This is a genomic window from Streptococcus mitis NCTC 12261 (assembly GCF_000148585.2).
In the GTDB taxonomy this organism is placed as follows: domain Bacteria; phylum Bacillota; class Bacilli; order Lactobacillales; family Streptococcaceae; genus Streptococcus; species Streptococcus mitis.
This window is the reverse complement of sequence record NZ_CP028414.1, coordinates 1,250,227-1,276,189: the sequence shown is the minus strand read 5'-3', so window position 1 is coordinate 1,276,189 and position 25,963 is coordinate 1,250,227. Positions and strand designations below refer to the sequence as shown.

The following is a 25,963-nucleotide window of genomic DNA, read 5'->3' as shown; positions in this document are numbered from 1 at the left end:
TTAATCTCAAAAAGGAGAGGCAAGTATGTCTTCTCCTTTTTATTTATGTAGTGATTGACTGTTCATTTACAAGCATAATTATTGAATATATTTATAACTAAAATACTAGAAAATAGATTTTCAAAAAGTAAATGAAATGTCAGGCAGGGCTTTGTTTTATGGATTCTGTTCTAGTTCAAACAACTTGCAAAAATAGCTTAAAAATTATAAAATTAAATATAAAGTAATTTGTAAATACGCATAAAGTTTAATATGATATAATGTGTATACAGATAAGAGAAAAGGAAATATTATAAATGAAGAACAAGCTTTCTGATAAGTCCCTTGAGAATCAGAGAAAAGAAAAAATCATGCGTTTCTCCATTCGTAAATATAGTTTTGGTGCAGCGAGTGTAGCGGTTGCTGCCTTTTTAATGTTTTTAGGAAATGGAGCAGTTGCAGCTGATCAATTGAAAGTAACTGAAGAGTCTTCTAGTAAAGTAGAGTTGGCTCAATCAGGTGGGGAGAAGGCTGAAAATCAGAGTGAGTCCAAAATCAGTGAGCCAAAAATTAGTAAACCAGAATTAGATAAAAGCCAACTTGCAAATTATATTGGTGAAATTGAAGGTAAGATTTCAAGTGGAGCCTACGCTAATAAGACAGAGGAAAGTGTAGCGAGTCTAGCTGCTGAATTGGCTAATGCCAAAGCAACTTTAGCGAACGCAAGCAGTCAAGAAGAATTGACGAGTGCCTATCAAAAACTGGTTGCTACAGTTAACTCAAAATTACGAAATAAGCTGGTTGAGAAAAAAGAAATTGTTTCAACAGATACAACTGAAGGTAAAGAAACAGTTGGTATCAAAGCTGATAATACTGAGAAACCATCAGAATCAAATGCGATTGAAAATACTGGTGCCAATGATCCACGTAATGGGAGTGAAATTGAAAAGGATACAACATTCCGTGCAGCTGTGAATCAAGATCCTAAGGTAGACTTTACATTCTCCATACCAGATGAGAAGAAAATCTATATCTATAACGAAGAGCATTTCTCATTAGAAATTCCTGTTTATTCTGAAACTGGAAAGATTCGTTATGCAACGATTAAGAAAGGATCTAGACAAAGATTCCCTAATGTTGCAGGTACAGATAATGACTTGGATGTTGAATTTGGATTTACTGCTAGGGTAATAAATCGTGCTGAAACGGCAGGGGTAACATCGGAGGCGAGTCAAGCAAATCCTGCGAAAATCGTTATTACAGGTCGTCCAAACGATATACTGAAAAAACACAGAGATTATACAAAACAAGAAAACCAAACACTTAACGTGGGTACTCGTTATATTCAGGTGGTTGATGATCAAGGTAGAGAGAATCTTAAAAAAGGTGATAGTATTGCAGACCCAGGGTATTTCTACTTAGTATTAAAAGCTCAATCTAAGAAATATTCATTAAGATCTCAACCTACAGATGAAAAGATTTCTGTAACTAGTTTGACAAATCCTACAGCAGAAGACTTGCAAAAAATCAAAGATAGTATTCAACTAGAATATTCAACAACAAACGAAGATGCACGATTTGCTGATAAACGTGGAACTTTAGTTGAACATCCTGAGGATGTTATCCAATCTGTTAATATCGTTGGGAATAATATCGTTGTGACATTTACAGATGGTTCTACGAAGACAAAACCAGTAAGTGAAATTGTACAAAAAAATGTTCCGCCGGTTGTTAATCTACCGTATTCAAACGAAGCGAACAGAAATATTTATATCTATTCTGGAGAAGAGACAGACCTAACATTTACTGCAACGGATGAGTCTAAGATTAAGGACCTAAAACTTCGTGGCCCTGGTGACATTAACTATAATAATGCAACTAGTTTTGGTTTAGCAGTAGGGAATATTGTTGATAGCGCAGTAACAAGCGGAGCGGGTTCTGTTTCTGAAGATAAGAAGACAGCAACCATTAAAATGACTGGAACAACGAATTTAACTGCTGGGAAAAAATGGACAAGTGTTATCGTTGCAAAAGATGACAACAATGGAGAAAGTGCACCTTTTAACGGAAGAATTAATGCAACTACTAATCCTGCAGAACGTCAAAAAATTGAAGGTTATGTTGAATTTGTTGTAAAAAATCAAACTACTAAATATGATATTAAGACTCCAGAAGGAACAGTTAGTGTAGTAGATCCAGCGAATGTTACGGCTGACGAATTTGAAAAAATTAAAGAAAAAGTAAAAATCGAATACTCTCAAACTAACGATGATGCTAATTTTACTAGCAAGAGAGGACAAGCTGTAGACAATCAGGCGACAAGAATTTCTACGATTACAAAAGATGCTAATGGAAATCTTGTTGTGACCTATAAAGATGGTTCAACTGATACAAAACCTTTATCAGAATTCACAAGTTTAAATAAACAACCTGCAATTGATGCGGTTAACAAGGCTGCTGAAGATAAAATTGCAGAGATTAATGCTAATACAAACGCAACTGCAGAAGAAAAAGCAGCTGCAATCGAAAAAGTTAATGCCGATAAGGCGAAAGCTTTAACAGCAATTAATGATAACTCGGTAACGACAAAAGCAGCATTAGATAATGCCAAAACATCTGGGACAACAGCGATTAGCAATGATAATCCTGTAGTAACGAAGAAAAATACGGCAAAAGCAGCTATTGACTCAGCTTTAAGAGCGAAAGAAGCAGCCATCGATGCGAATGACGACTTAACGACAGAAGAGAAGAATGCAGCAAAAGCAGATGCACAGGCAAAAGCGAATGCAGCAAAAACAGCAATCGATAATGCAACAACAAACGTAGCAGTGGACTCAGCCCAAACGGCAGGAACAACAAGTGTAAGTTCAGTAATGCCAACAGCGGTAGCGAAACCAGCGGCTAAGAAAGCAATCGAAGACGCGCTGAAAGCGAAAGTAGCACAACTTGATGCAAGAAATGATTTAACAACTGAAGAAAAAGAAGCAGCAAAAGCAGATGCACAAGCAAGAGCAACAGCGGCTAAAAATAATATTGATACTGCAACAACAAACTCAACAGTAGATAATGCGAAAACTACAGGCGTTGCTGATGTAGAAAGCGTTAATCCGCAAGCAAGCCAAAAGAAAACTGACGCAAAAAATGCAGTTGATGAAGCGTTAAAAGCAAAAGAAGCAGAGATTGATGCCAATAACGATTTGACTGCTGAAGAAAAATCCAAAGCTAAGGAAGACGCAAAATCCAAAGCAGATGTAGCAAAGCAAGCCATCGACAACGCGACAACAAACGATGCAGTAACTCAAGCTAAAAACGCTGGGGCAATATCAGTAGATTCGGTGACTCCAACGCCGGTAGCCAAACCAGCAGCGAAGCAAGCCATCGATGACGCATTAAAAGCTAAGAATGACGCAATTGATGCCAACAACGATTTGACAGACGAAGAAAAAGCAAAAGCTAAGGAAGACGCGAAAGCGAAAGCAGACGCGGCGAAGCAAGCAATCGACAACGCGACAACAAACGATGCGGTAGAACAAGCTAAAAATGACGGAGCGACAAGTATATCTTCAGTAACTCCAACACCAACAGCTAAACCGGCTGCAAAACAAGCCATCGATGACGCATTGAAAGCAAAGAATGACGCGATTGATTCCAATAACGATTTAACGGCTGAAGAAAAAGCCAAAGCTAAGGAAGATGCGAAAGCCAAAGCCGACGCAGCGAAACAAGCGATCGACAACGCGACAACAAACGATGCAGTAACTCAAGCTAAAAACGCTGGGGCAACATCAGTAGATTCGGTGACTCCAACGCCGGTAGTCAAACCAGCTGCAAAACAAGCCATCGATGACGCATTGAAAGCAAAGAATGACGCGATTGATTCCAATAACGATTTAACGGCTGAAGAAAAAGCCAAAGCTAAGGAAGATGCGAAAGCCAAAGCCGACGCAGCGAAACAAGCGATCGACAACGCGACAACAAACGATGCAGTAACTCAAGCTAAAAACGCTGGGGCAACATCAGTAGATTCGGTGACTCCAACGCCGGTAGTCAAACCAGCTGCAAAACAAGCCATCGATGACGCATTGAAAGCAAAGAATGACGCGATTGATTCCAATAACGATTTAACGGCTGAAGAAAAAGCCAAAGCTAAGGAAGATGCGAAAGCCAAAGCCGACGCAGCGAAACAAGCGATCGACAACGCGACAACAAACGATGCAGTAACTCAAGCTAAAAACGCTGGGGCAACATCAGTAGATTCGGTGACTCCAACGCCGGTAGTCAAACCAGCTGCAAAACAAGCAATTGATGACGCATTGAAAGCTAAGAACGACGCGATTGATGCCAACAATGACTTAACAGACGAAGAAAAAACTGCGGCGAAAGCTGATGCAAAAGCCAAATCTGACGCAGCGAAGCAAGCAATCGACAAGGCGACAACAAATGATGCAGTAACGCAAGCTAAAAACGACGGAGCAACATCAGTAGATTCGGTGACTCCAACTCCGGTAGCCAAACCAGCAGCTAAGAAAGCCATCGATGACGCATTGAAAGCTAAGAACGACGCGATTGATGCCAACAATGACTTAACAGACGAAGAAAAAACTGCGGCGAAAGCTGATGCAAAAGCCAAATCTGACGCAGCGAAGCAAGCAATCGACAAGGCGACAACAAATGATGCAGTAACGCAAGCTAAAAACGACGGAGCAACATCAGTAGATTCGGTGACTCCAACTCCGGTAGCCAAACCAGCAGCTAAGAAAGCCATCGATGACGCATTGAAAGCTAAGAACGACGCAATTGATGCCAACAACGATTTGACTGCTGAAGAAAAAGCCAAAGCTAAGGAAGACGCGAAAGTCAAAGCCGATGCAGCGAAGACTGCAATCGACAAGGCGACAACAAATGCAGCGGTGGAACAAGCTAAGGCTGATGGAGCGACAAGTGTATCTTTAGTAACACCAACAGCGCAAGCGAAGCCAGCTGCAAAACAAGCCATCGATGAAGCATTAAAAGCAAAAGAAGCAGCAATAGATGCCAACAATGACTTAACAGCAGAAGAAAAAACAAAAGCTAAAGAAGATGCGAAAGCCAAAGCAGACGCAGCAAAACAAGCAATTGATCAAGCAACAACAAATGCATCGGTAGAACAAGCTAAAAATGATGGAACAACAGAAGTAAACAATGTGAATCCAACAGCGCAAGCGAAGCCAGCGGCTAAAAAAGCGATCGATGACGCGTTAGTTGATAAGATTAAAGAAATCGAAGCAAATAACAACTTAACAGACGAAGAAAAAGCCGCAGCTAAGCAAGAAGCGCAAGCCAAAGCAGACGCAGCGAAACAAGCAATCGACAACGCAACAACAAACGATGCAGTTGAGAAAGCTAAAAACGATGGAGTGACAAGTGTATCTTCAGTAAGTCCAACAGCGCAAGCTAAGCCAGCGGCTAAACAAGCAATCGACGATGCATTAAAAGCTAAGGAAGCAGCAATTGACGCAAACAACGACTTAACAGACGAAGAGAAAACTGCAGCGAAAGCTGATGCGAAAGCAAAAGCAGACGCAGCTAAGCAAGCCATCGACAACGCAACAACAAACGATGCAGTTGAGAAAGCTAAAAACGACGGAGTGACAAGTGTATCTTCAGTAAGTCCAACAGCGCAAGCTAAGCCAGCGGCTAAACAAGCAATCGACGATGCATTAAAAGCTAAGGAAGCAGCAATTGACGCAAACAACGACTTAACAGACGAAGAGAAAACTGCAGCGAAAGCTGATGCGAAAGCCAAAGCCGACGCAGCGAAGACTGCAATTGACAATGCAACCACAAACGATACCGTAACGCAAGCTAAAAACGACGGAGCGACAAGTGTATCATCAGTCACTCCAACACCAACAGCTAAACCGGCTGCTAAGAAGGCCATCGAAGATGCGCTGAAAGCTAAGGAAGCAGCAATCAACGCAAATAATGACTTAACAGACGAAGAAAAAGCCAAAGCTAAGCAAGAAGCGCAAGACAAGGCAGCTGCAGCGAAACAAGCGATCGATAATGCGACAACAAACGCGGGAGTAGACCAAGCTAAGGCTAATGGAACAACAGAAGTAAATAATGTAAATCCAACAGCAGTGGCAAAACCAGCAGCTAAAAAAGCAATCGACGATGCCCTAAAAGCTAAAAATGACGCGATTGATGCTCGAGATAATCTGACAGCTGAGGAAAAAATAGCAGCTAAGGAAGAAGCTAAAGCCAAAGCCGACGCAGCGAAGACTGCAATCGACAACGCAACCACAAACGATGCAGTAACTCAAGCTAAAAATGATGGGGCAGCAAGTGTATCTTCAGTGACTCCAACTCCAGTAGCCAAACCAGCAGCGAAGAAAGCAATTGATGATGCGCTAAAAGCTAAGAACGACGCAATCGACGCAAATAACGACTTAACAGATGAAGAGAAAACAGCAGCGAAAGCTGATGCGAAAGCAAAAGCCGACGCAGCGAAAACAGCGATTGACAACGCGACAACAAATGATGCAGTAGAAAAAGCTAAAAATGATGGAGCAACATCGGTAGATTCGGTGACTCCAACTCCAGTAGCGAAACCAGAGGCGAAGAAAGCAGTAGAAGATGCACTTAAAGCCAAAGAAGCAGAAATCGATGCTCGAGATGATCTGACAGCTGAGGAAAAAACAGCAGCTAAAGAAGAAGCGAAAGCCAAAGCAGACGCAGCGAAGACTGCAATCGACAATGCGACAACAAATAATGCAGTAACTCAAGCTAAAAACGCTGGAGCAACGAGTGTATCTTCAGTAAATCCAACAGCGCAAGCTAAGCCAGCAGCTAAGAAAGCAATAGACGATGCGCTTAAAGCTAAGAACGATGCAATCGATGTGAACAATAATTTAACAGCTGAAGAAAAAACAGCAGCGAAAGCTGATGCGAAGGCAAAAGCCGACGCAGCAAAACAAGCAATTGACAACGCGACAACAAATGCTGACGTTGAGAATGCAAAAACTACTGGAGTGGCAGATGTAAACTCATTGAATCCAGTAGCGGTTAAGAAACCAGAGGCGAAAAAAGCAGTAGAAGAAGCTCTTAAAGCAAAAGAAACAGAGATTGATGCGAACAATGACTTAACAGCAGAAGAAAAACTAGCAGCTAAGGAAGAAGCTAAGGCAAAAGCAGATGCAGCTAAGAAAGCAATCGATGGAGCTGATACAGATATTAAGGTTGATGTAAATAGTATATCTGGTTTAAGTGATGTAAATTCATTTAGTCCAGAACCAGTTAAGAAATCAGAAGCTAAAAAAGCTGTAGATGAAGCACTAAAGGCAAAAGAAGCAGAAATTGATGCGAATAATGACTTAACAGCAGAAGAAAAATTAGCAGCTAAGGAGGAAGCTAAAGCTAAAGCCGATGCAGCTAAGAAAGCAATCGATGAAGCTGATACAGATATTAAGGTTGATGTAAATAGTATATCTGGTTTAAGTGATGTAAATTCATTTAGTCCAGAACCAGTTAAGAAATCAGAGGCTAAAAAAGCAATTGATGCAGCTCTAGAGAAGAAAATAGAAGAAATCGATGCTCGAGATGATTTAACAACTGAAGAGAAAACTGCAGCAAAAGCTGAAGTAGAAAATAAAGCTAATGAGGCAAAAGACGCAATCGATGCAGCAGATACAGACATTAAAGTAGATGTAAATAGTGTATCTGGTTTAAGTGATGTGAACTCGTTTAGTCCAGAAGCAGCTAAAAAACCAGCAGCCAAACAGGCAATAGATGATGCATTAAAAGCAAAAGAAGATGCAATAGATGCGAATGATGATTTAACAGCTGAAGAAAAAACTAAAGCCAAAGCAGAAGCTAAGGCAAAAGCTGATGCAGCGAAAGAAGCAATCGACAATGCGACAACAAACGCAGAAGTGGAACAAGCTAAGACTGCAGGAACGGCATCAGTAGCTTCAGTGACTCCAAAGCCAGTGGCAAAACCGACTGCGAAGCAAGCCATCGACGACGCGCTTAAAGCTAAGAACGACGTGATTGACTCTCGTACAGACTTGACAGATGAAGAGAAAGCTGCGGCTAAGTCAGAAGCAAAAGCTAAGGCCAACGCAGCAAAAGCAGCCATCGATAATGCAACAACAAATGCGGAAGTAGACCGAGCTAAGGTGACTGGAATAACAGAAGTAAAAGCAGTAGATCCACAACCAGAAGCGAAGCCAGAAGCTAAGAAAGCCATCGATGATACCTTAAAAGCTAAGACTGATGAAATAGACTCTCGTACAGACTTGACAGATGAAGAGAAAGCTGCGGCGAAAGCAGACGCTAAAGCGAAAGCTGATGCAGCGAAGACTGCAATCGACAACGCAACAACAAACGATGCAGTAACTCAAGCTAAAAACGATGGGGCAGCAAGTGTAGCTTCAGTAAATCCAACAGCGCAAGCGAAGCCAGCGGCAAAACAAGCTATCGATGATGCATTGAAAGCTAAGACCGACGCAATTGATGCCAATAACGATTTAACAGCAGAAGAAAAAGCCAAAGCTAAGGAAGACGCAAAAGCGAAAGCTGACGCAGCTAAGCAAGCCATCGACAACGCAACAACAAACGATGTAGTAACTCAAGCTAAAAACGATGGGGCAGCAAGTATAGCTTCAGTAAATCCAACAGCGCAAGCGAAGCCAGCGGCAAAACAAGCTATCGATGATGCATTGAAAGCTAAGACCGACGCAATTGATGCCAATAACGATTTAACAGCAGAAGAAAAAGCCAAAGCTAAGGAAGACGCAAAAGCGAAAGCTGACGCAGCTAAGCAAGCCATCGACAACGCAACAACAAACGATGTAGTAACTCAAGCTAAAAACGATGGGGCAGCAAGTGTAGCTTCAGTTACTCCAGCAGCAGTAGTGAAGACAGCAGCTAAGCAATCCATCGACGAAGCTCTGAAAGCTAAGAATGATGAAATCGACGCTCGTACAGACCTAACAGATGAAGAGAAAGCTGCTGCTAAGTCAGAAGCAAAAGCTAAGGCTGACGCAGTGAAAGCAACCATCGACAACGCAACAACAAATGCAGAAGTAGAACAAGCTAAGGTGACTGGAACAACAGAAGTCACTTCAGTCAATCCAGAGGCGTTGACTAAGTCAGCAGCTAAGCAATCCATCGACGAAGCTTTGAAAGCTAAGACTGATGAGATAGACGCTCGTACAGACTTGACAGATGAGGAGAAAACTGCAGCTAAGGGAGACGCGAAAACAAAAGCTGACGCAGCGAAGACTGCAATCGACAACGCAACAACAAACGATGCAGTAACTCAAGTTAAAAACGATGGGGCAGCAAGTGTAGCTTCAGTGACTCCAGCAGCAGTAGCGAAGACGGAAGCTAAGCAAGCCATCGATGAAGCTCTTAAAGCTAAGAGTGCTGAGATAGACGCACGTACAGACTTAACAGACGAAGAGAAAACTGTGGCTAAATTAGATGCAAAAGCCAAAGCTGACGCAGCGAAAGCAACCATCGACAACGCAATAACAAATGCGGAGGTAGAACAAGCTAAGGTGACTGGAATAACAGAAGTAAAAGCAGTAGATCCACAACCAGAAGCTAAGACAGCAGCTAAGCAAGCCATCGATGATGCCCTAAAAGCTAAGAACGACGAGATAGACGCTCGTACAGATTTAACAGACGAAGAGAAAACTGCTGCTAAGTCAGAAGCAAAAGCTAAGGCCGACGCAGCAAAAGAAGTTATCGATAAAGCGACAACCAATGCAGAAGTTGACCAAGCAAAGTCAACTGGAATTGCAGAAGTCACTTCAGTAAATCCAGGTGCAGTGGCTAAGACAGAAGCTAAGCAAGCCATCGACGAAGCTCTGAAGGCTAAGAACGACGAAATCGACGCACGTACAGACTTAACAGATGAAGAGAAAGCTGCTGCTAAGTCAGAAGCAAAAGCTAAGGCTGACGCAGCAAAAGAAGCCATCGACAAAGCAACAACGAATGCAGCAGTCGACCAAGCTAAAACTAACGGAACTTTAGAAGTCACTTCAGTAAATCCAGAAGCAGTAGCGAAGACAGAAGCTAAGCAAGCCATCGACGATGCTTTGAAAGCTAAGACTGCCGAAATTGATGCTCGTACAGACTTAACAGATGAAGAGAAAACTGCAGCCAAAGCAGATGCAAAAGCCAAAGCTGACGCAGCAAAATCAGCCATAGATAAAGCAACAACGAATGCAGAAGTCTACCAATCTAAGTCAACTGGAATCACAGCAGTGACTTCAGTAAACCCAGAGGCAGTAGCGAAGACAGAAGCTAAGCAAGCCATCGACGAAGCGCTTAAATCTAAGACTGATGAAATCGACTCTCGTACAGACTTAACAGACGAAGAGAAAACCGCGGCTAAAGCAGAAGTAAAAGATAAGGCTGACGCAGCAAAATCAGCCATAGATAAAGCAACAAAGAATGCAGAAGTCGACCAATCTAAGGCAACTGGAATCACAGCAGTGACTTCAGTAAACCCAGAGGCAGTAGCGAAGACGGAAGCTAAGCAATCCATCGACGAAGCGCTTAAAGCTAAGACTTCCGAGATAGACTCTCGCACAGACTTAACAGAAGAAGAGAAAATTGGGGCTAAGGCAGAAGCAAAAACAAAAGCTGACGCAGCGAAGACTGCAATCGACAACGCAACAACAAATGCGGAAGTAGAACAAGCTAAGGTGACTGGAACAAGAGAAGTAAATAATGTAAATCCAGACGCAGTAGCAAAGTCAGAAGCTAAGAAATCCATCGACGAAGTTCTTAAAGCTAAGACTGCCGAGATAGACGGACGTACAGACTTAACAGATGAAGAGAAAACTGCAGCCAAAGCAGACGCGAAAGCTAAAGCTGACGCAGCGAAAGCAGCCATCGACAAAGCAACAACGAATGCAACAGTCGACCAAGCTAAGTCAACTGGTATTGAGGAAGTGAACTCAGTCAATCCGATTGCACAAATTAGACCGGCAGTTGGAGCAAGTGCTGGAGTTCATGTAAACTCAGCTAATCCAACTTCTAAAGAAAAACCACAGGAAAAACAAGCAATAGACCAAGTATTGAAAACTGATGAAGCCAAAGCTAAAGTGAAAGATAGTGTAGCATCTACTATCTCACAACTTGAAAATGAGAATCAGCAAGTAGCTACTAATCAGCGTGTAGTGGCTAGAGAATTGCCAAATACAGGTACAACAGAATCCATAACAGCAATTGTTGCAGCAACAGCTAGTGCGATACTTGGTTTTGGTCTTATTGCTCGTCGTCGAAAAGAAGATGAAGAAGACAAATTAGAAAATCAGTAACGATTTCTAACAGTTGCAACTCCTTTTTTGAGACTAAGTAGATAATATTATTCTTAAAACTCTCCTAGAGCAAAATAGCTACTAGGAGAGTTTTTTCTCTAATCAGAAGATACGTGACGGGACTAAAAACAATCTCATCTGCTTTGCGGATGAGGGTTTTCTTATTTTGTGCTATACTTAAGATATGCATAGAAAAACAGTGATTGATTTTAGGGCTTTGGGCGAGAGATACACCTTTACCCAGCCTATTAAAGAGTTGAAAACGAGAAATGTAGCAGAAGTGGCAGATTTGCTGGTACAAGTGGAAAGCTACCAAGAGCAAGGCTACTATGTGGTGGGCTATGTCAGCTACGAGGCTGCACCTGCTTTTGAGGAGAAATTAGCAGTTCATAAAGCTCCTTTACTGGACGAGTATTTGCTTTACTTTACTGTTCACGATAGGGTGGAGACATCTCCTATTCCCCTGACTTATGATGAGGTTGATTTGCCTTCAAATTGGCAGGAAGTGACGTCTGAAGCAGATTATGAAAAGGCGATTGCTCAGATTCACCATCATTTGCGGCAGGGGGACACCTATCAGGTCAACTACACCGTCCAACTCAAGCAAAAATTAAGTGCCAATCCTTTTGCCATCTACAATCGTATGGTAGTAGAGCAGGAGGCGGGCTACAATGCTTATGTTGAACATGACGAGATGGCAGTGATTTCCATGAGTCCAGAACTCTTTTTTGAGCAAAATGACCGCGAGTTGACAACACGACCAATGAAGGGAACGACTCAGCGTGGGGTAACTGACCAAGAAGATCTTGAACAGGCCAGTTGGTTGGAGCAGGATTCTAAAAATCGCTCTGAAAATATGATGATTGTGGACCTCTTGCGCAATGACATGAACCGTATTTCTGAGGTGGGGAGTGAGCATGTAGAGCGTCTTTGCCAAGTGGAACAGTATTCAACGGTTTGGCAGATGACTTCGACCATCAAGAGTTGGTTGCGAGAGGATGTTGACCTTGTAGAGATATTCCGTTCTCTATTTCCTTGTGGTTCCATAACGGGAGCTCCGAAAATTGCGACTATGGAAATCATCAAGGACTTGGAGCCACAACCGCGCGGAGTCTACTGTGGAACGATTGGTCTCCTGCTTCCAAATGGACGACGAATTTTCAATGTTGCTATTCGGACCATTCAACTGCATCAAGGGAAAGCCATCTATGGAGTTGGCGGAGGCATTACATGGGATAGCACTTGGGAGTCTGAATACCGTGAGGTTCATCAAAAGGCGGCAGTTCTTTATCGTAAACAAGCTCGTTTCAAACTGATTACTACAGGGAAAATCAGCCAGAAGAACTTGCTGTTTGAAGAACAACATATAGAAAGGCTGAGAAAAGCTAGTCGGTATTTTGCCTTTCCATTTGATTCAGAAAACTTGAAACAAAAGATAGAGGAAGAGTGTCAGGCTTGTGATGCTAATCAAGATTACCGCTTGCATATTTCTCTCGACAAGTCTGGAGAGATAGAAGTAGATCGTCAAGTATTAACAGCTCTTAGTCCAAGTTTTTGTCAGGCCAAACTTTGCCTTCAGGAAGCCAATTTGCAACAAGCCTTTATCTACTTCAAAACGACTCACCGACCGCATTTGAGCATAGGGGAGCAAGAGATCATTTACCATAATAAGTCTGGAGAACTTCTTGAAACCTCTATCGGAAATTTGGTTCTAAAAATCGATGGGAAACTCTACACACCGCCTATCCGACTTGGAATCTTGTCAGGAATTTATCGTCAACATTTGCTGGAAACAGGACAGGTAGAAGAGAAAATCTTAACCTTGGCAGATTTAGTCCAAGCAGAAGCTATTTACGGTTGTAATGCAGTGAGAGGCTTGTATGCGTTAAGCCTTGAGGAGAACTAGATGAAACTGATATTTTTACACGGGTTAGGGCAGTCAGCAGAGAGTTGGAAAGAAGTTCGGAATCTACTGACAGATTATCCTTCTGAGGCTATTGAGTTATTTCCTTCTGGAGTTAGCAACTATCAACAAGCTAAAGAGCGAGTTTATCAGCATCTAGCTCAAGAGACAGAACCTTTTATTTTGGTTGGATTATCCTTAGGTGCTGCTCTGGCACTAGAACTTTCCAGTTACGATTTACCAAATTTCCGAGCTTTGGTTCTATCAGGATGCCCACTTAAATTGTCCGGTAATATCCTTTTTTACATTCAGTTGCTGATTTTTAAACTACTTCCCAAAAGGGTATTTGAAAAACAGGGAGCAGACAAAGCTCTTATGGTCGGAGTTTCTGAGGAATTGAAGACACTTGATTTAACGGATATATCAAGAACTTGTCCTTATCCAACCTTACTAATTTGTGGCAGCAAAGATAAACCGAATCTTAGTTCTATGAGAAGTCTTCATAAACTAATATCAGAATCTCAATTTCAGATTATACCAGATGGACCTCATGTCTTGAATAAGGCTAAACCAAAGGAGTTTGTAGAAAAGATCAGAAGTTTCCTTGAATTGCTGAAATAAGTTTGATAAAATAATAGTGAAATCGATAACATCATCATAGGAGAAAGAAATGAATAAACGTTTATTTTTAAAAATGAGTCTGGCTACCTTGCCAGTTTTAGCCTTGTTTTCACAACCTGTGTTAGCAGAAGAAAACATTCATTTTTCTAGTTGTAAAGAAGCTTGGGCGAATGGATACGCAGATATTCACGAGGGAGAACCTGGTTATTCTGCCAAGTTAGACCGCGATCATGATGGTGTGGCTTGCGAATTGAAAAATGCTCCTAAGGGTGCTTTTAAAGCAAAACAAGCGGCTACAACTCAAACTGATACAACTTCATCCACAGCAAGTGGTTGGGTTAAGCAGGACGGTTCTTGGTACTATTTTGATGGAAATGGAAATCCAGTGAAAAATGCATGGCAGGGAAGCTATTACCTGAAAGCTGATGGTAAAATGGCACAGAGTGAATGGATTTATGACTCTTCTTATCAAGCTTGGTATTATTTGAAATCAGATGGTTCTTATGCTCGCAATGCATGGCAAGGAAACTACTATTTGAAATCAGATGGTAAAATGGCTAAAAATGAGCGAGTTGATGGAGGCCGCTACTATGTAGATGCTTCAGGTCTATGGAAACCATAAGTAAGGATAAAATCTAGAAAGTTAATGCAAACCTTTGCATAAATGAGTGAATTTTGTTATACTAGTACTGTAAGCATTTTCAATTAATTCATAATTAAAAAGGAGAATATGATGAGTCAAAAGATTATTGGGATTGACCTTGGTGGAACTTCTATCAAATTTGCAATTTTAACTCAAGAGGGAGAAATCCAAGAAAAATGGTCTATCAAGACAAATATTTTGGATGAAGGAAGCCACATTGTAGATGATATGATTGAGTCTATTCAGCATCGTTTGGACTTGCTTGGATTGGCAGCAGTGGACTTCCAAGGAATTGGGATGGGATCACCAGGTGTGGTTGACCGTGAAAAAGGGACTGTTATCGGTGCCTACAACCTCAACTGGAAAACTCTTCAACCAATTAAAGAAAAAATTGAAAAAGCCTTGGGCATTCCATTCTTCATCGATAATGATGCCAACGTGGCAGCTCTTGGTGAGCGCTGGATGGGTGCTGGTGATAACCAACCAGATGTTGTCTTTATGACACTCGGAACTGGTGTTGGTGGCGGTATCGTTGCAGAAGGTAAATTGCTTCACGGTGTTGCTGGTGCAGCAGGTGAGCTTGGCCACATCACTGTTGACTTTGACCAACCAATCGCATGTACCTGCGGTAAGAAAGGTTGCCTTGAGACAGTTGCTTCAGCAACAGGAATTGTCAACTTGACTCGTCGTTATGCCGATGAATACGAAGGCGATGCAGCCTTGAAACGTTTGATTGATAACGGAGAAGAAGTAACTGCTAAGACTGTCTTTGATTTGGCAAAAGAAGGAGACGACCTTGCTTTGATCGTTTACCGTAACTTCTCACGTTACTTGGGAATCGCTTGTGCTAACATTGGCTCAATCCTAAACCCATCAACAATCGTCATCGGTGGTGGTGTGTCAGCTGCAGGAGAATTCCTTCTACAAGGTGTTCAAAAAGTCTACGATGAAAATACCTTCCCACAAGTACGCACATCAACAAAATTGGCTCTTGCAACTCTAGGAAATGACGCTGGAGTTATCGGGGCAGCATCACTTGTATTGCAGTAAAATAATAAAAGGAGAAAAACACTACTTTAAATCGAGTGATTTTCCTCCTTTCTTTTTTTATGCTATACTAGTTAGGACAATAAATGAGGTGAGAGTAAATGACAAAAGCAGATACGATTTTTAAAGAGAATATTGAACGAATCCTCAAAGACGGTGTCTTTTCTGAGCAGGCCCGTCCTAAGTATAAGGATGGAACCGTTGCCAACTCCAAGTATATGACTGGTGCCTTTGCCGAGTATGACTTGTCCAAGGGAGAATTTCCCATCACAACCTTGCGTCCTATCGCTATTAAATCCGCCATCAAGGAAGTGCTCTGGATTTACCAAGACCAGTCTAATAGCCTAGAAGTTCTCAATGACAAGTACAATGTTCACTACTGGAATGACTGGGAAGTGGGAGATACAGGAACCATTGGTGAGCGCTATGGTGCCGTTGTTAAGAAACACGATATTATCAATAAGCTTCTCAAACAGTTGGAAGCCAACCCTTGGAACCGCCGAAACATCATCTCCCTTTGGGATTACCAAGCTTTTGAGGAGACAGAGGGCCTCCTTCCATGTGCCTTTCAGACCATGTTTGATGTCCGCCGTGTAGATGGGGAAATCTATCTGGATGCGACCTTGACCCAGCGTTCGAATGACATGTTGGTGGCCCACCACATCAATGCTATGCAGTACGTGGCTCTTCAAATGATGATTGCCAAGCATTTCGGCTGGAAGGTTGGGAAGTTCTTCTACTTCATCAACAATCTCCATATCTATGACAATCAATTTGAACAAGCTCAGGAATTGCTCCGTCGTGAGCCATCAAACTGCCAACCACGTTTGGTCTTGAATGTGCCAGATAAGACCAATTTTTTTGATATTAAAGCAGAGGACTTTGAGTTGGTGGATTATGACCCTGTCAAGCCACAGTTGAAGTTTGACCTAGCTATTTAAAAGAATAGAAAAAAGAAGTTGAGAAAATAAATCCCAACTTCTTTTGTTTCTTAACGTGATACGCGGCGACGAGCTGCTTTTTTACGGTTTTCTTCGATGAAAGCTGCTTTTTGCTCTTCTGGTTCGATCACTTTCTTTTTAAATGCGTATACTGCACCTGCGACTGCAGCGACAGTTCCTGCGACACCTGTTACAAGACCTTTAGCGAATCCTTTAGCCATGAGTCTTCCTCCTTTATCTTCTTAATCAGCCAGCCCCCTCAAGAGGTCACATTTTTCTGACTGACCTTTTTGTGTTATAATAATAGTAACGAAAAAATGGGAATTTTTCAAGGAAAAAAGATGAAAACAAAAATAATTGTGATTGTTGGACCGACTGCAGTTGGAAAAACAGCCCTTGCCATCGAAGTTGCAAAGCGTTTTAATGGCGAAGTGGTTAGTGGAGATAGCCAGCAAGTCTATCGAGGTCTGGATATAGGGACGGCTAAGGCTAGTCCAGAAGAGCAGGCAGCTGTTCCTCATCATTTAATCGATGTTAGAGAGGTAACCGAGTCTTACTCGGCTTTTGATTTTGTTTCAGAAGCTAAGAAGGCTATTGAGGATATTCAAAGCCGTGGCAAGCTAGCTATTATTGCTGGTGGGACTGGGCTTTATATCCAGAGCTTGCTTGAAGGCTACCACCTAGGTGGTGAGACTCCTCATGAGGAGATTTTAGCTTATCGAGCTAGTTTGGAGCCATATTCAGATGAGGAATTAGCCCATTTGGTGGAGCAAGCAGACCTTGAGATTCCCCAGTTTAATCGTCGTCGTGCGATGCGTGCCTTGGAAATTGCCCATTTTGGTCAGGATTTGGAAAATAAAGAGAGTCTATATGAACCGCTGATTATCTGCTTGGACGATGAGCGCAGTCAGCTTTATGAGCGTATCAATCGCCGAGTAGATCTAATGTTTGAGGCTGGGCTTTTGGATGAGGCTAAGTGGCTCTTTGCCCATTATCCAGATGTGCAGGCAGCCAAGGGCATTGGTTACAAGGAACTCTTTCCTTACTTCCGTGGAGAGCAGACCTTGGAGGATGCTAGTGAGAGTCTCAAACAGGCGACTCGTCGTTTTGCCAAACGTCAGTTGACCTGGTTCCGTAATCGCATGCAGGTCACCTTTTATCAAATCGGAGAATCTGGTGTGCAAGACCGTATTTTTAGCCAGATAGAGGAGTTTTTAGATGATTGAAACGGAGAAAAAAGAGGAGCGGGTCCTGCTCATTGGTGTGGAATTGCAGGGCATGGACAATTTTGACCTCTCCATGGAAGAATTGGCCAGTTTAGCGAAAACGGCTGGGGCAGTCGTTGTAGATAGTTACAGACAAAAACGTGAAAAATATGATTCCAAGACCTTCGTCGGCTCTGGTAAGTTGGAAGAGATTGCGCTTATGGTGGATGCAGAAGAAATCACCACTGTCATCGTCAACAACCGTCTGACGCCAAGGCAAAATGTCAATCTAGAGGAAGTTCTGGGTGTTAAGGTCATTGACCGTATGCAGTTGATTTTGGATATCTTTGCCATGCGAGCTCGGAGCCATGAAGGGAAGCTCCAAGTCCACCTAGCCCAGCTCAAATATCTCCTGCCTCGCTTGGTTGGTCAGGGGATTATGCTCAGCCGTCAGGCAGGGGGAATTGGTTCCCGTGGACCTGGTGAAAGCCAGTTGGAGTTGAACCGTCGTAGTGTTCGCAACCAAATCACGGATATCGAGCGCCAGCTCAAGGTGGTTGAGAAAAATCGGGCGACTGTCAGAGAAAAACGTTTGGAGTCAAGCACCTTTAAGATTGGTTTGATTGGTTACACCAATGCTGGGAAATCAACCATCATGAACACTTTGACCAGTAAGACACAGTATGAAGCAGACGAGCTCTTTGCGACTTTGGACGCGACAACTAAGAGTATCCATCTGGGAGGCAATCTCCAAGTAACTTTGACAGATACAGTTGGCTTTATCCAAGATTTGCCGACAGAGTTGGTGTCCAGTTTCAAGTCAACCTTGGAAGAAAGCAAGCATGTGGACCTTCTGGTTCATGTTATCGATACCAGCAATCCTTACCATGAGGAGCATGAAAAAACAGTCCTGTCCATCATGAAAGACCTGGACATGGAAGATATTCCTCGCTTGACCCTTTATAATAAAGCGGATTTGGTGGAGGATTTTACGCCGACCCAAACGCCTTATACCCTCATTTCTGCCAAGTCTGAGGATAGTCGTGAGAACTTGCAGACACTATTTTTAGAGAAAATCAAGGATATTTTTGAATCTTTTACCCTGCGCGTGCCTTTTTCTAAGTCCTACAAGATTCATGATTTAGAAAGTGTTGCGATTCTTGAAGAACGTGATTATCAGGAAGACGGCGAAGTGATTACAGGCTACATTTCCGAGAAAAATAAATGGAGGTTAGAGGAATTTTATGACTGATATTAAAACCTTGGCTCTAAAATATGGGGGCTATACAAGTCTGGATAAGGTCTATCTGGATCAACTTCTAGCTGGTAAAACAGAGCAAGAGCAGTTGGCACTGATCACTCCTCCGCCTAGCGTGGTCAATGCTTATTTTGCAGAACTCTACCAGAAAAAAAGTCCTGAGGCTGCGACGGATTATTTTGCGGAACTCAGTCAGGAACTGAATCTTTACAATACTGAGCCAAGTTTCACCCTAGAAAATAAGCCTTTTATTCGGCTTAATCTGTCGGGTAAATCCTTTGGTTTTTGTTATGAGAGTGAGGGTCTGGGTCGGATTTTCTCTGAAAATGAAGAGAAGATTTCGGATGACTTGCTTTTTGAAATTGCGCAAATTTTCCCCCATCAACTGGTCTTTGAAGAGTCTGGTAAGATTTACATGAAGGCTGTTGTAGATGAGGAAGTTGTTAGCATGGAGAGTCTCACAGCTTTGACTGATTTGGAAAGCTTGGCTGATGGTCGTAAACGTCTCAAAGCCTACAGTCAAGAGGATTTATTGCAAGAAGCTAGAGCTTTTACTGGCAAGCGCTATTTCCGATCGGAAAACCGCACAGCCATGTTATATATTGATTAATTAGAAAGTATCGAATGGATATTCAATTTTTAGGAACGGGGGCAGGTCAGCCCTCTAAAGCCCGCAATGTTTCCAGTCTCGCCCTGAAACTCTTGGACGAGATTAACGAAGTCTGGCTCTTTGACTGTGGAGAAGGTACGCAAAATCGCATTCTGGAAACCACAATTCGACCACGTAAGGTCAGCAAAATCTTTATTACCCACCTACATGGAGACCACATCTTTGGCTTGCCAGGTTTCCTTTCTAGCCGTGCCTTTCAGGCCAATGAAGAGCAGACAGATTTGGAAATCTATGGACCTCAGGGAATCAAGTCATTTGTCTTAACCAGCCTTCGTGTGTCAGGTTCTCGTCTGCCCTACCGCATTCATTTCCATGAGTTTGACCAAGATTCCCTTGGGAAAATCCTTGAGACCGATAAATTCACTGTGCATGCAGAGGAGTTGGACCACACTATTTTCTGCGTTGGCTATCGTGTCATGCAAAAGGACTTGGAAGGAACTTTAGATGCTGAAAAGCTCAAGGCAGCTGGAGTCCCATTTGGCCCACTTTTTGGGAAAATCAAGAACGGGCAGGATGTTGTTTTGGAAGATGGAACTGAAATCAAGGCAGCAGACTATATCTCAGCTCCACGTCCAGGTAAGATTATCACCATTCTGGGTGACACCCGAAAAACCAATGCTAGTGTGCGTCTGGCTGTCAATGCCGATGTCCTTGTCCATGAATCGACTTATGGCAAGGGTGATGAAAAAATTGCTCGTAACCATGGCCACTCTACTAACATGCAAGCTGCACAAGTAGCGGTAGAAGCAGGTGCCAAACGCCTCTTGCTTAACCATATCAGTGCCCGTTTCCTCTCAAAAGATATCAGCAAGCTCAAGAAAGATGCTGCTAGCATTTTTGAAAATGTCCATGTGGTCAAAGACTTGGAGGAAGTGGAAATCTAGCAGTCACAGAAAGGATAAGTATGCCTACTATTCTCATTACTGGAGCTAGCGGTGGCCTGGCCCAAGAAATGGTTAAACTTCTGCCAAATGACCAACTCATCTTGCTTGGTAGAAATAAGGAAAAATTAGCCCAACTCTACGGAAATCATCCCCATGCAGAATTGATGGAAATCGATATTACCGATGACTCAGCCTTAGAATCTCTGGTAACTGACCTCTATCTCCGTTATGGCAAGATTGATGTCTTAATTAACAATGCTGGTTACGGGATTTTTGAGGAATTTGACCAGATTTCCGACCAAGATATTCATCAGATGTTCGAGGTCAATACCTTTGCCCTAATGAATCTGTCTCGTCGCCTTGCGGCTCGAATGAAGGAAAGTCAAAAAGGCCATATCATCAATATTGTTAGTATGGCAGGTTTGATCGCTACTGGCAAGTCTAGTCTCTACTCAGCCACTAAGTTTGCGGCCATTGGTTTTTCAAATGCTCTGCGCCTCGAACTCATGCCCTATGGAGTCTATGTGACAACAGTCAATCCAGGACCAATCCGAACAGGATTTTTTGACCAAGCGGACCCAGATGGGACTTATCTTAAGTCGGTTGACCGTTTCTTGTTAGAACCAGATACAGTGGCTAAAAAGATTGTCAAGATTATAGGAAAAAACAAACGAGAACTCAACCTCCCGATTTTGTTGAACCTAGCCCATAAGTTTTATACTCTCTTTCCCAAGCTAGCAGATAAGTTGGCAGGGGAAACTTTTAATTATAAGTAAAAAGAACCAATGTGCAGGTTGTTGCTAGCCTACATATTGGTTCTTATTATTTTTCAACTATCAAACTGGACTTCTTCTAGTAGATAGTCGATAAAGCGTTCGCCCATCTTAGAGAGGCTTGTTTTTTCATGCTGGATATAGACCAGCTCAATGGGGTCATCAATGTCCAGTGGGATAGAAACGATATTGTCTCCGTTGAGGTTGCTGTTCAAAATTCCTGTCGCAATGGTATAACCGTCCAAACCAATCAAGAGATTAAAGAGGGTGGCACGGTCACTGACTACGATAGATTTTTTGTGGTATTCCTGCGAGAGAATCTCTTCTGAAAAGTAGAAGGAGTTATGAGTTCCTTGATCATAGCTGAGGTAAGGGAAGTTCTCCAAATCAGATAGTTTGACCTTGTCTTTCTTTGCCAGAGGATTGGTCTTGCTGACAAAGATATGCGGTTGCGCGGTAAAGAGATGGTGAGCCAGCAGGTGGTTGTCATCCAGCATTTTCGTTAAAACATCACGGTTGTAGCTGTTAAAAAATAGGACACCGACCTCACTACGGAAGTTCTTGACGTCGTCGATAATCTCCCAAGTACGAGTTTCACGAAGGAAGAGCTCGTATTTCTCCATATCACTTTTCTTGAGTAGAGAAACAAAGGCATTGACTACAAAGGCATAGTGCTGGGAGGAAACGCTAAAGAGTTCGCGGTGGGCGACAGGATTTTTATAGCGTTCTTCCAAAAGCTGGGTCTGCTCGACAACCTGACGGGCATAAGAGAGGAACTCCATCCCATCACGGGTCAAGGTGATGCCCTTGGGGTTGCGGATAAAGATCTCAATGCCCATTTCATTTTCCAAATCTCTCACAGCGTTGGAAAGACTCGGTTGAGTGATAAAGAGTTGCTTAGCTGCCTCATTCATGGAGCCAGTTTCGACGATTTTGATAATATAGTGTAATTGTTGAATTCTCATGTTTTTATTGTACCACACTTGCGTCAGAATCGCCAAAGAAGATAGGAAAATCAGGGGGAGTGTGTGAGTCTCTGTAAAGTAGTTAAGAAGAAATTTTTAAACCATTTAGTAAATAAGATTAAAAATTTTACTCGAAAATAAGAAATTTGCACGATTTACTCATTACTTATCCAATACTAGAGTTTATACTAGTTACTGTAAAGATGATCATCTAAAAGAAGGAAGTAACCTTATGGCTAAAAATACAAGTCGTCCAGAGATTGATTCTCTAAGTTTCGAGGTTGAAAACCAAGAACTTTTCGGGAAATTACAAGCTAGTGGTACACAGCTTTTAAAATGACACTAGCAGGCCGCTGTGGATTGTGTTTCACCTGTTTCTATGAGTGTACGACAAATAATGTTCGCTGTTAGATAAAACAAAAGGAAAATTCTAGTGTTTTATTACAAAACATTGACAACATTTTGATTTGGTGTTATATTTACGGGGAGAAATACAAATAAAACAAGACAACTTTGAGATTGATTCTTTGGATTATGGAAATTAATAGCCAAGAATTAGATGGTAAATCCGCTGCTGTGTGGCGTACGGCTGTTAGATTAACAGCACAGGGGCGCTGTGGTTGGTGATTTACATATTCTTATGAATGTATTTCGCCAAACGTGCGCTGTGGATAAAACTCTCTATTTTTTGACAGGAGGATAAAATGGAAGGAATTATTGGAACACTAGAATTCTATGCACCTGTACTGGCCTTAGGAGTTGTTGTCATAGGGATTGTTTACTTTATGAAAAAAAGAAACGATCGCAAATAATCAACATCGACCGATACCTGAAAAAGGCATCGGTTTTTTTATTACTTGAATATATTGCACAAAATACTCATGCCAAACATTGAAAGGAACCGTATAATGAGAGAGTAATAAAGAAACGGAGGAATGAAATGATGAAACAGCTTATTGTGACAGGATTAACGAAAACATTTGGTCAAGGGGATAATATCGTTCATGCTTTATCAGATGTGAACTTGTCCGTTGAAAAAGGTGAATTTCTGGCAATTATGGGGGCCAGTGGTAGTGGAAAAACAACACTCCTCAATTGTATTTCAACGATTGATAAACCAACATCAGGTGAGATTCGATTTGAAGATTTTGACATCATCCATGCCAAGGAAAATGAACTAGCTGACTATCGTGCTAAAAACATTTCCTATATTTTCCAAGCCTACAACTTGGTGGAAACCTTGACGGTCTATGAAAATATCGTTCTACCTCTTCAAATTCAGGGGAAAAATATCAAAAAACATCAGGATAAGATTGAGGAAATTTTGGATAAGTTGGCCATCCAAAACTTAAAAGATAAGTTTCCTAATCAGTTATCAGGTGGTCAGCGACAACGTGTGGCAACTGCTAGAGCCTTGATTGATGATTCTAAACTGATTATCGCAGATGAGCCGACAGGAGCCTTGGACTCTGCCAATTCTGAAAAACTGATGGCGCTTTTGCAGGAAATCAATAAAAGTTTTGGTATTACCATTTTATTGGTTACGCATGCCCCTGCTGCAGCCAAGTACTCTTCACGGATGGTGCTACTTAGCGATGGAAAGATTATGGATGATTTGGAACGTAACAGCTTATCTAATGAACAGTATTTGCAAGAGATTTACAGCCGTACCAGATAGGAGGGGGAGAGTATGTATCCAAAATTGATTTTACGAAATGTATTTCGAAATTTACAGACCTATACCATCTATTTTTTCAGTCTGACCTTGATTTATAGCTTGCTCTACGCTTTTAATGCTTTACCAAGCCATCCAGTGATGCAAAGTTTATCAGGAGCAAAGGAAATGTTGACGACGGTGATGAGTCAGTACATGGGCTTGCTTTCCTATCTGATTCTATCGGCGATTGCCTTTCTCGTCGTTTATTCCACAAACTTTGTCCTGGGACGGCGTAAGAAAGAGCTGGGACTTTATGCAACGCTGGGAATGAAGAAGAAGCAGATTATCGGTACCCTGTTCTTTGAAACCATGCTGGTCAATATCTTTTCCTTGATTCTAGGTTTCTTGCTTGGATTGATTTTACTGGTCATTCTAGCTAAGATTGCATCTGAGTTTTTCATGGCCAATTACTTTGGTAGTCTGCTTTTCTTTGATAGCAAGTCTGTCATCTTACTAGTTTATTCCTATTTGGTAACCAGTTTTATTGTAGGTGTCATGGACATTCTTGCCTTTAGAAAGCAAAATATCATTGCACTTATTCAAGAAAATGGGGTCAAAAAATCTGTCTTGGCAAAAGGCAAGCCAGTTCTCCAAGTACTTCTCTTTATTCTTTCGACAGCTGTTATCGGCTTTGGTGCTCTCTATTTTTCAGACTATCATCATCTATCATTCTTGAAAAGCTGGGGTATCTTGCTGGTATCTATCTTCGTGATTTTTGTGATTTTATTTTACAATACCTTGAGCCATTTTATCTTGGTCTCCCTTAGAAAACTGCCTCAAACCTACTATAACAAACTAAACACTTTTAAAATCCGTCAATTTTCAAAACAAGCTGATAGTAATTCGGTCACGTTGGCTGTCTTATCCTTGACCTTGACACTGGCTCTCAGCTTACTCGTTTTTAGTGGTAGTGCCTATACGACTATGAACCGAGAGCTGAACAAATACTCACCTTATGATGTAACTGTCAATCTCTACCGTGGTAAAGAGTTTCAATTTTCTCAGGAATCTGTCAAAGACAGATTGAAAGCCGATGGCTTTGACTTTAACCTCATCAAAGAGGAGTACAGCTGCCCTATCTATTCTAGTGATTTAACTTATAAAGATTTGATTGATACCAGCAATCTCTGGGAGCATGATAAGAAACTTCCTGAATCAAAAGTACCGATTTTAGGAATTTCTGCCTACAATCATCTCCGCAAACTGCAAGGGAAAAAAGCGATTGACTTGGCAGAAGACCAATTTCTAGTCAATGCCAATTATAAAGGAACTGCCAAGCAGATCCAGGACTTTCTATCAACGACCAAAACCTTCATGATTAACGGTCATTCTCTCAACCTTGCCTCTTCAAAGCCACTTGAAACAGTTTACTTTTTATCTTCAGTAACTACAAATGACTCAGGAACCTTGATTGTACCAGATAAGGTAGTAGTTGGATTGACGGAAGACCACACGACCTATGTTGCCAATTTCAAGGAAAATATAGACAAACGGGAAGTAGAAACATTCTTGAGTCAGTGGATTGAAAAATACTACTTCACTCGTGATGGAGCAGAGTTGAATTCGTTCACCTATCAAACCAAAGGAAGTATTTTCGAGGTTTACCTTGGATTTATGGGCGTCATTGTCTTTGTCATGATTTTTGTCAGTGTTATTTTTATCATTATTTCCCTCAGTATCTTGTCCCTTCAAACTTCAACAAGTGCTTTGGATAGTGTAAATGATTATCAAATCTTATACCTTCTTGGAAATAAGAGGAAGCAAAATCGTACTATTCTTTTGCAACAGATTCTAAGTTATTTCTTGGTTCCGCTGGTCATCGCAGGTCCGCTAGCATTTGCCTTGAGTACCGCTCTTTTGGGCTATTTTGAGAACTTCGCTAATACCAGCATTTCTATTGATATCACCTATCTGGGAGTAGCGGTTTTACTCTTTGTCCTTTACTTGCTAGTGACTTACAGAGTAAGTTGGCAAATTATTGAAAATTAAGTCAAATACCAGAGTTGCCAATCCGACAATTCTGGTATTGTGTTATAATG

15 protein-coding genes and 1 pseudogene are annotated in these 25,963 nt (G+C 41.8%); 14 read left to right on the top strand and 2 right to left on the bottom strand.

Annotation, left to right across the window (positions count from 1 at the left end; translation table 11 throughout):
* Positions 1-296 precede the first annotated feature (296 nt).
* From SM12261_RS06615 to SM12261_RS06590, 6 genes and pseudogenes are all read left to right on the top strand, one after another.
* Complete coding sequence (locus SM12261_RS06615; RefSeq protein ID WP_000791761.1) at positions 297-11,297, top strand: sialic acid-binding adhesin; 11,001 nt, start codon at positions 297-299, stop codon at positions 11,295-11,297.
* 184 nt (positions 11,298-11,481) lie between these two features.
* On the top strand, positions 11,482-13,203 hold the full coding sequence (gene pabB / locus SM12261_RS06610) for an aminodeoxychorismate synthase component I (protein ID WP_000554841.1): 1,722 nt from the start codon (positions 11,482-11,484) through the stop codon (positions 13,201-13,203).
* A complete protein-coding gene (locus tag SM12261_RS06605) occupies positions 13,204-13,821 on the top strand; it encodes an alpha/beta fold hydrolase (RefSeq protein ID WP_000766568.1) in 618 nt (205 codons plus the stop codon).
* Between the two features lie 49 nt (positions 13,822-13,870).
* Positions 13,871-14,437: pseudogene (locus SM12261_RS06600) on the top strand (excalibur calcium-binding domain-containing protein); the annotation flags it as partial.
* Between the two features lie 117 nt (positions 14,438-14,554).
* Positions 14,555-15,514 carry an ROK family glucokinase gene (locus SM12261_RS06595; RefSeq protein ID WP_000078545.1) on the top strand — a complete coding sequence of 320 codons (960 nt, stop codon included), beginning with the start codon at positions 14,555-14,557 and terminating at the stop codon, positions 15,512-15,514.
* Between the two features lie 98 nt (positions 15,515-15,612).
* The gene (locus tag SM12261_RS06590; RefSeq protein WP_000158610.1) at positions 15,613-16,452 is read left to right on the top strand and encodes a thymidylate synthase; all 840 of its coding nucleotides are present in this window, start codon (positions 15,613-15,615) and stop codon (positions 16,450-16,452) included.
* Positions 16,453-16,502: 50 nt separating this feature from the next.
* Here the strand turns inward: SM12261_RS06590 and SM12261_RS06585 are convergent, their stop codons facing one another.
* Positions 16,503-16,673 (bottom strand): DUF3042 family protein, encoded by a 171-nt coding sequence (locus SM12261_RS06585; protein ID WP_001051780.1) that lies wholly within the window; start codon positions 16,671-16,673, stop codon positions 16,503-16,505.
* A 120-nt stretch (positions 16,674-16,793) separates the two neighbouring features.
* On the opposite strand from SM12261_RS06585, the gene miaA reads away from it, so the two are divergent.
* Genes miaA through SM12261_RS06560 form a run of 5 tightly spaced genes read left to right on the top strand, consistent with a single transcriptional unit; the run spans position 16,794 to position 21,245 of the window.
* Entirely contained in the window at positions 16,794-17,678 is an 885-nt protein-coding gene (gene miaA / locus SM12261_RS06580; RefSeq protein WP_000850198.1) for a tRNA (adenosine(37)-N6)-dimethylallyltransferase MiaA, read from the top strand.
* Positions 17,671-18,909, top strand: a complete 1,239-nt coding sequence (hflX, locus tag SM12261_RS06575; protein ID WP_000573171.1) for a GTPase HflX — start codon at positions 17,671-17,673, stop codon at positions 18,907-18,909. The genes miaA and hflX overlap by 8 nt, the downstream gene beginning before the upstream one ends.
* Positions 18,902-19,525: a cystathionine beta-lyase gene (locus SM12261_RS06570; RefSeq protein ID WP_000129696.1), complete on the top strand. Its 624-nt coding sequence runs from the start codon at positions 18,902-18,904 to the stop codon at positions 19,523-19,525. The genes hflX and SM12261_RS06570 overlap by 8 nt, the downstream gene beginning before the upstream one ends.
* Before the next feature lie 14 nt (positions 19,526-19,539).
* Entirely contained in the window at positions 19,540-20,469 is a 930-nt protein-coding gene (gene rnz / locus SM12261_RS06565) for a ribonuclease Z (protein ID WP_000354330.1), read from the top strand.
* A gap of 20 nt (positions 20,470-20,489) precedes the next feature.
* A complete protein-coding gene (locus tag SM12261_RS06560; RefSeq protein ID WP_001142139.1) occupies positions 20,490-21,245 on the top strand; it encodes an SDR family NAD(P)-dependent oxidoreductase in 756 nt (251 codons plus the stop codon).
* A 53-nt stretch (positions 21,246-21,298) separates the two neighbouring features.
* Here SM12261_RS06560 and SM12261_RS06555 read toward each other — a convergent pair whose 3' ends face one another.
* Positions 21,299-22,207: a LysR family transcriptional regulator gene (locus SM12261_RS06555; RefSeq protein WP_001222582.1), complete on the bottom strand. Its 909-nt coding sequence runs from the start codon at positions 22,205-22,207 to the stop codon at positions 21,299-21,301.
* Between the two features lie 704 nt (positions 22,208-22,911).
* Between SM12261_RS06555 and SM12261_RS06540 the strand changes: the two genes are divergently transcribed.
* From SM12261_RS06540 to SM12261_RS06530, 3 genes are all read left to right on the top strand, one after another.
* Positions 22,912-23,019 carry a QVPTGV class sortase B protein-sorting domain-containing protein gene (locus SM12261_RS06540; protein WP_115262369.1) on the top strand — a complete coding sequence of 36 codons (108 nt, stop codon included), beginning with the start codon at positions 22,912-22,914 and terminating at the stop codon, positions 23,017-23,019.
* Between the two features lie 131 nt (positions 23,020-23,150).
* Positions 23,151-23,885 carry an ABC transporter ATP-binding protein gene (locus tag SM12261_RS06535; RefSeq protein ID WP_000811489.1) on the top strand — a complete coding sequence of 245 codons (735 nt, stop codon included), beginning with the start codon at positions 23,151-23,153 and terminating at the stop codon, positions 23,883-23,885.
* Positions 23,886-23,897: 12 nt separating this feature from the next.
* Positions 23,898-25,913, top strand: a complete 2,016-nt coding sequence (locus SM12261_RS06530; protein WP_000283298.1) for an FtsX-like permease family protein — start codon at positions 23,898-23,900, stop codon at positions 25,911-25,913.
* Positions 25,914-25,963 lie beyond the last annotated feature (50 nt).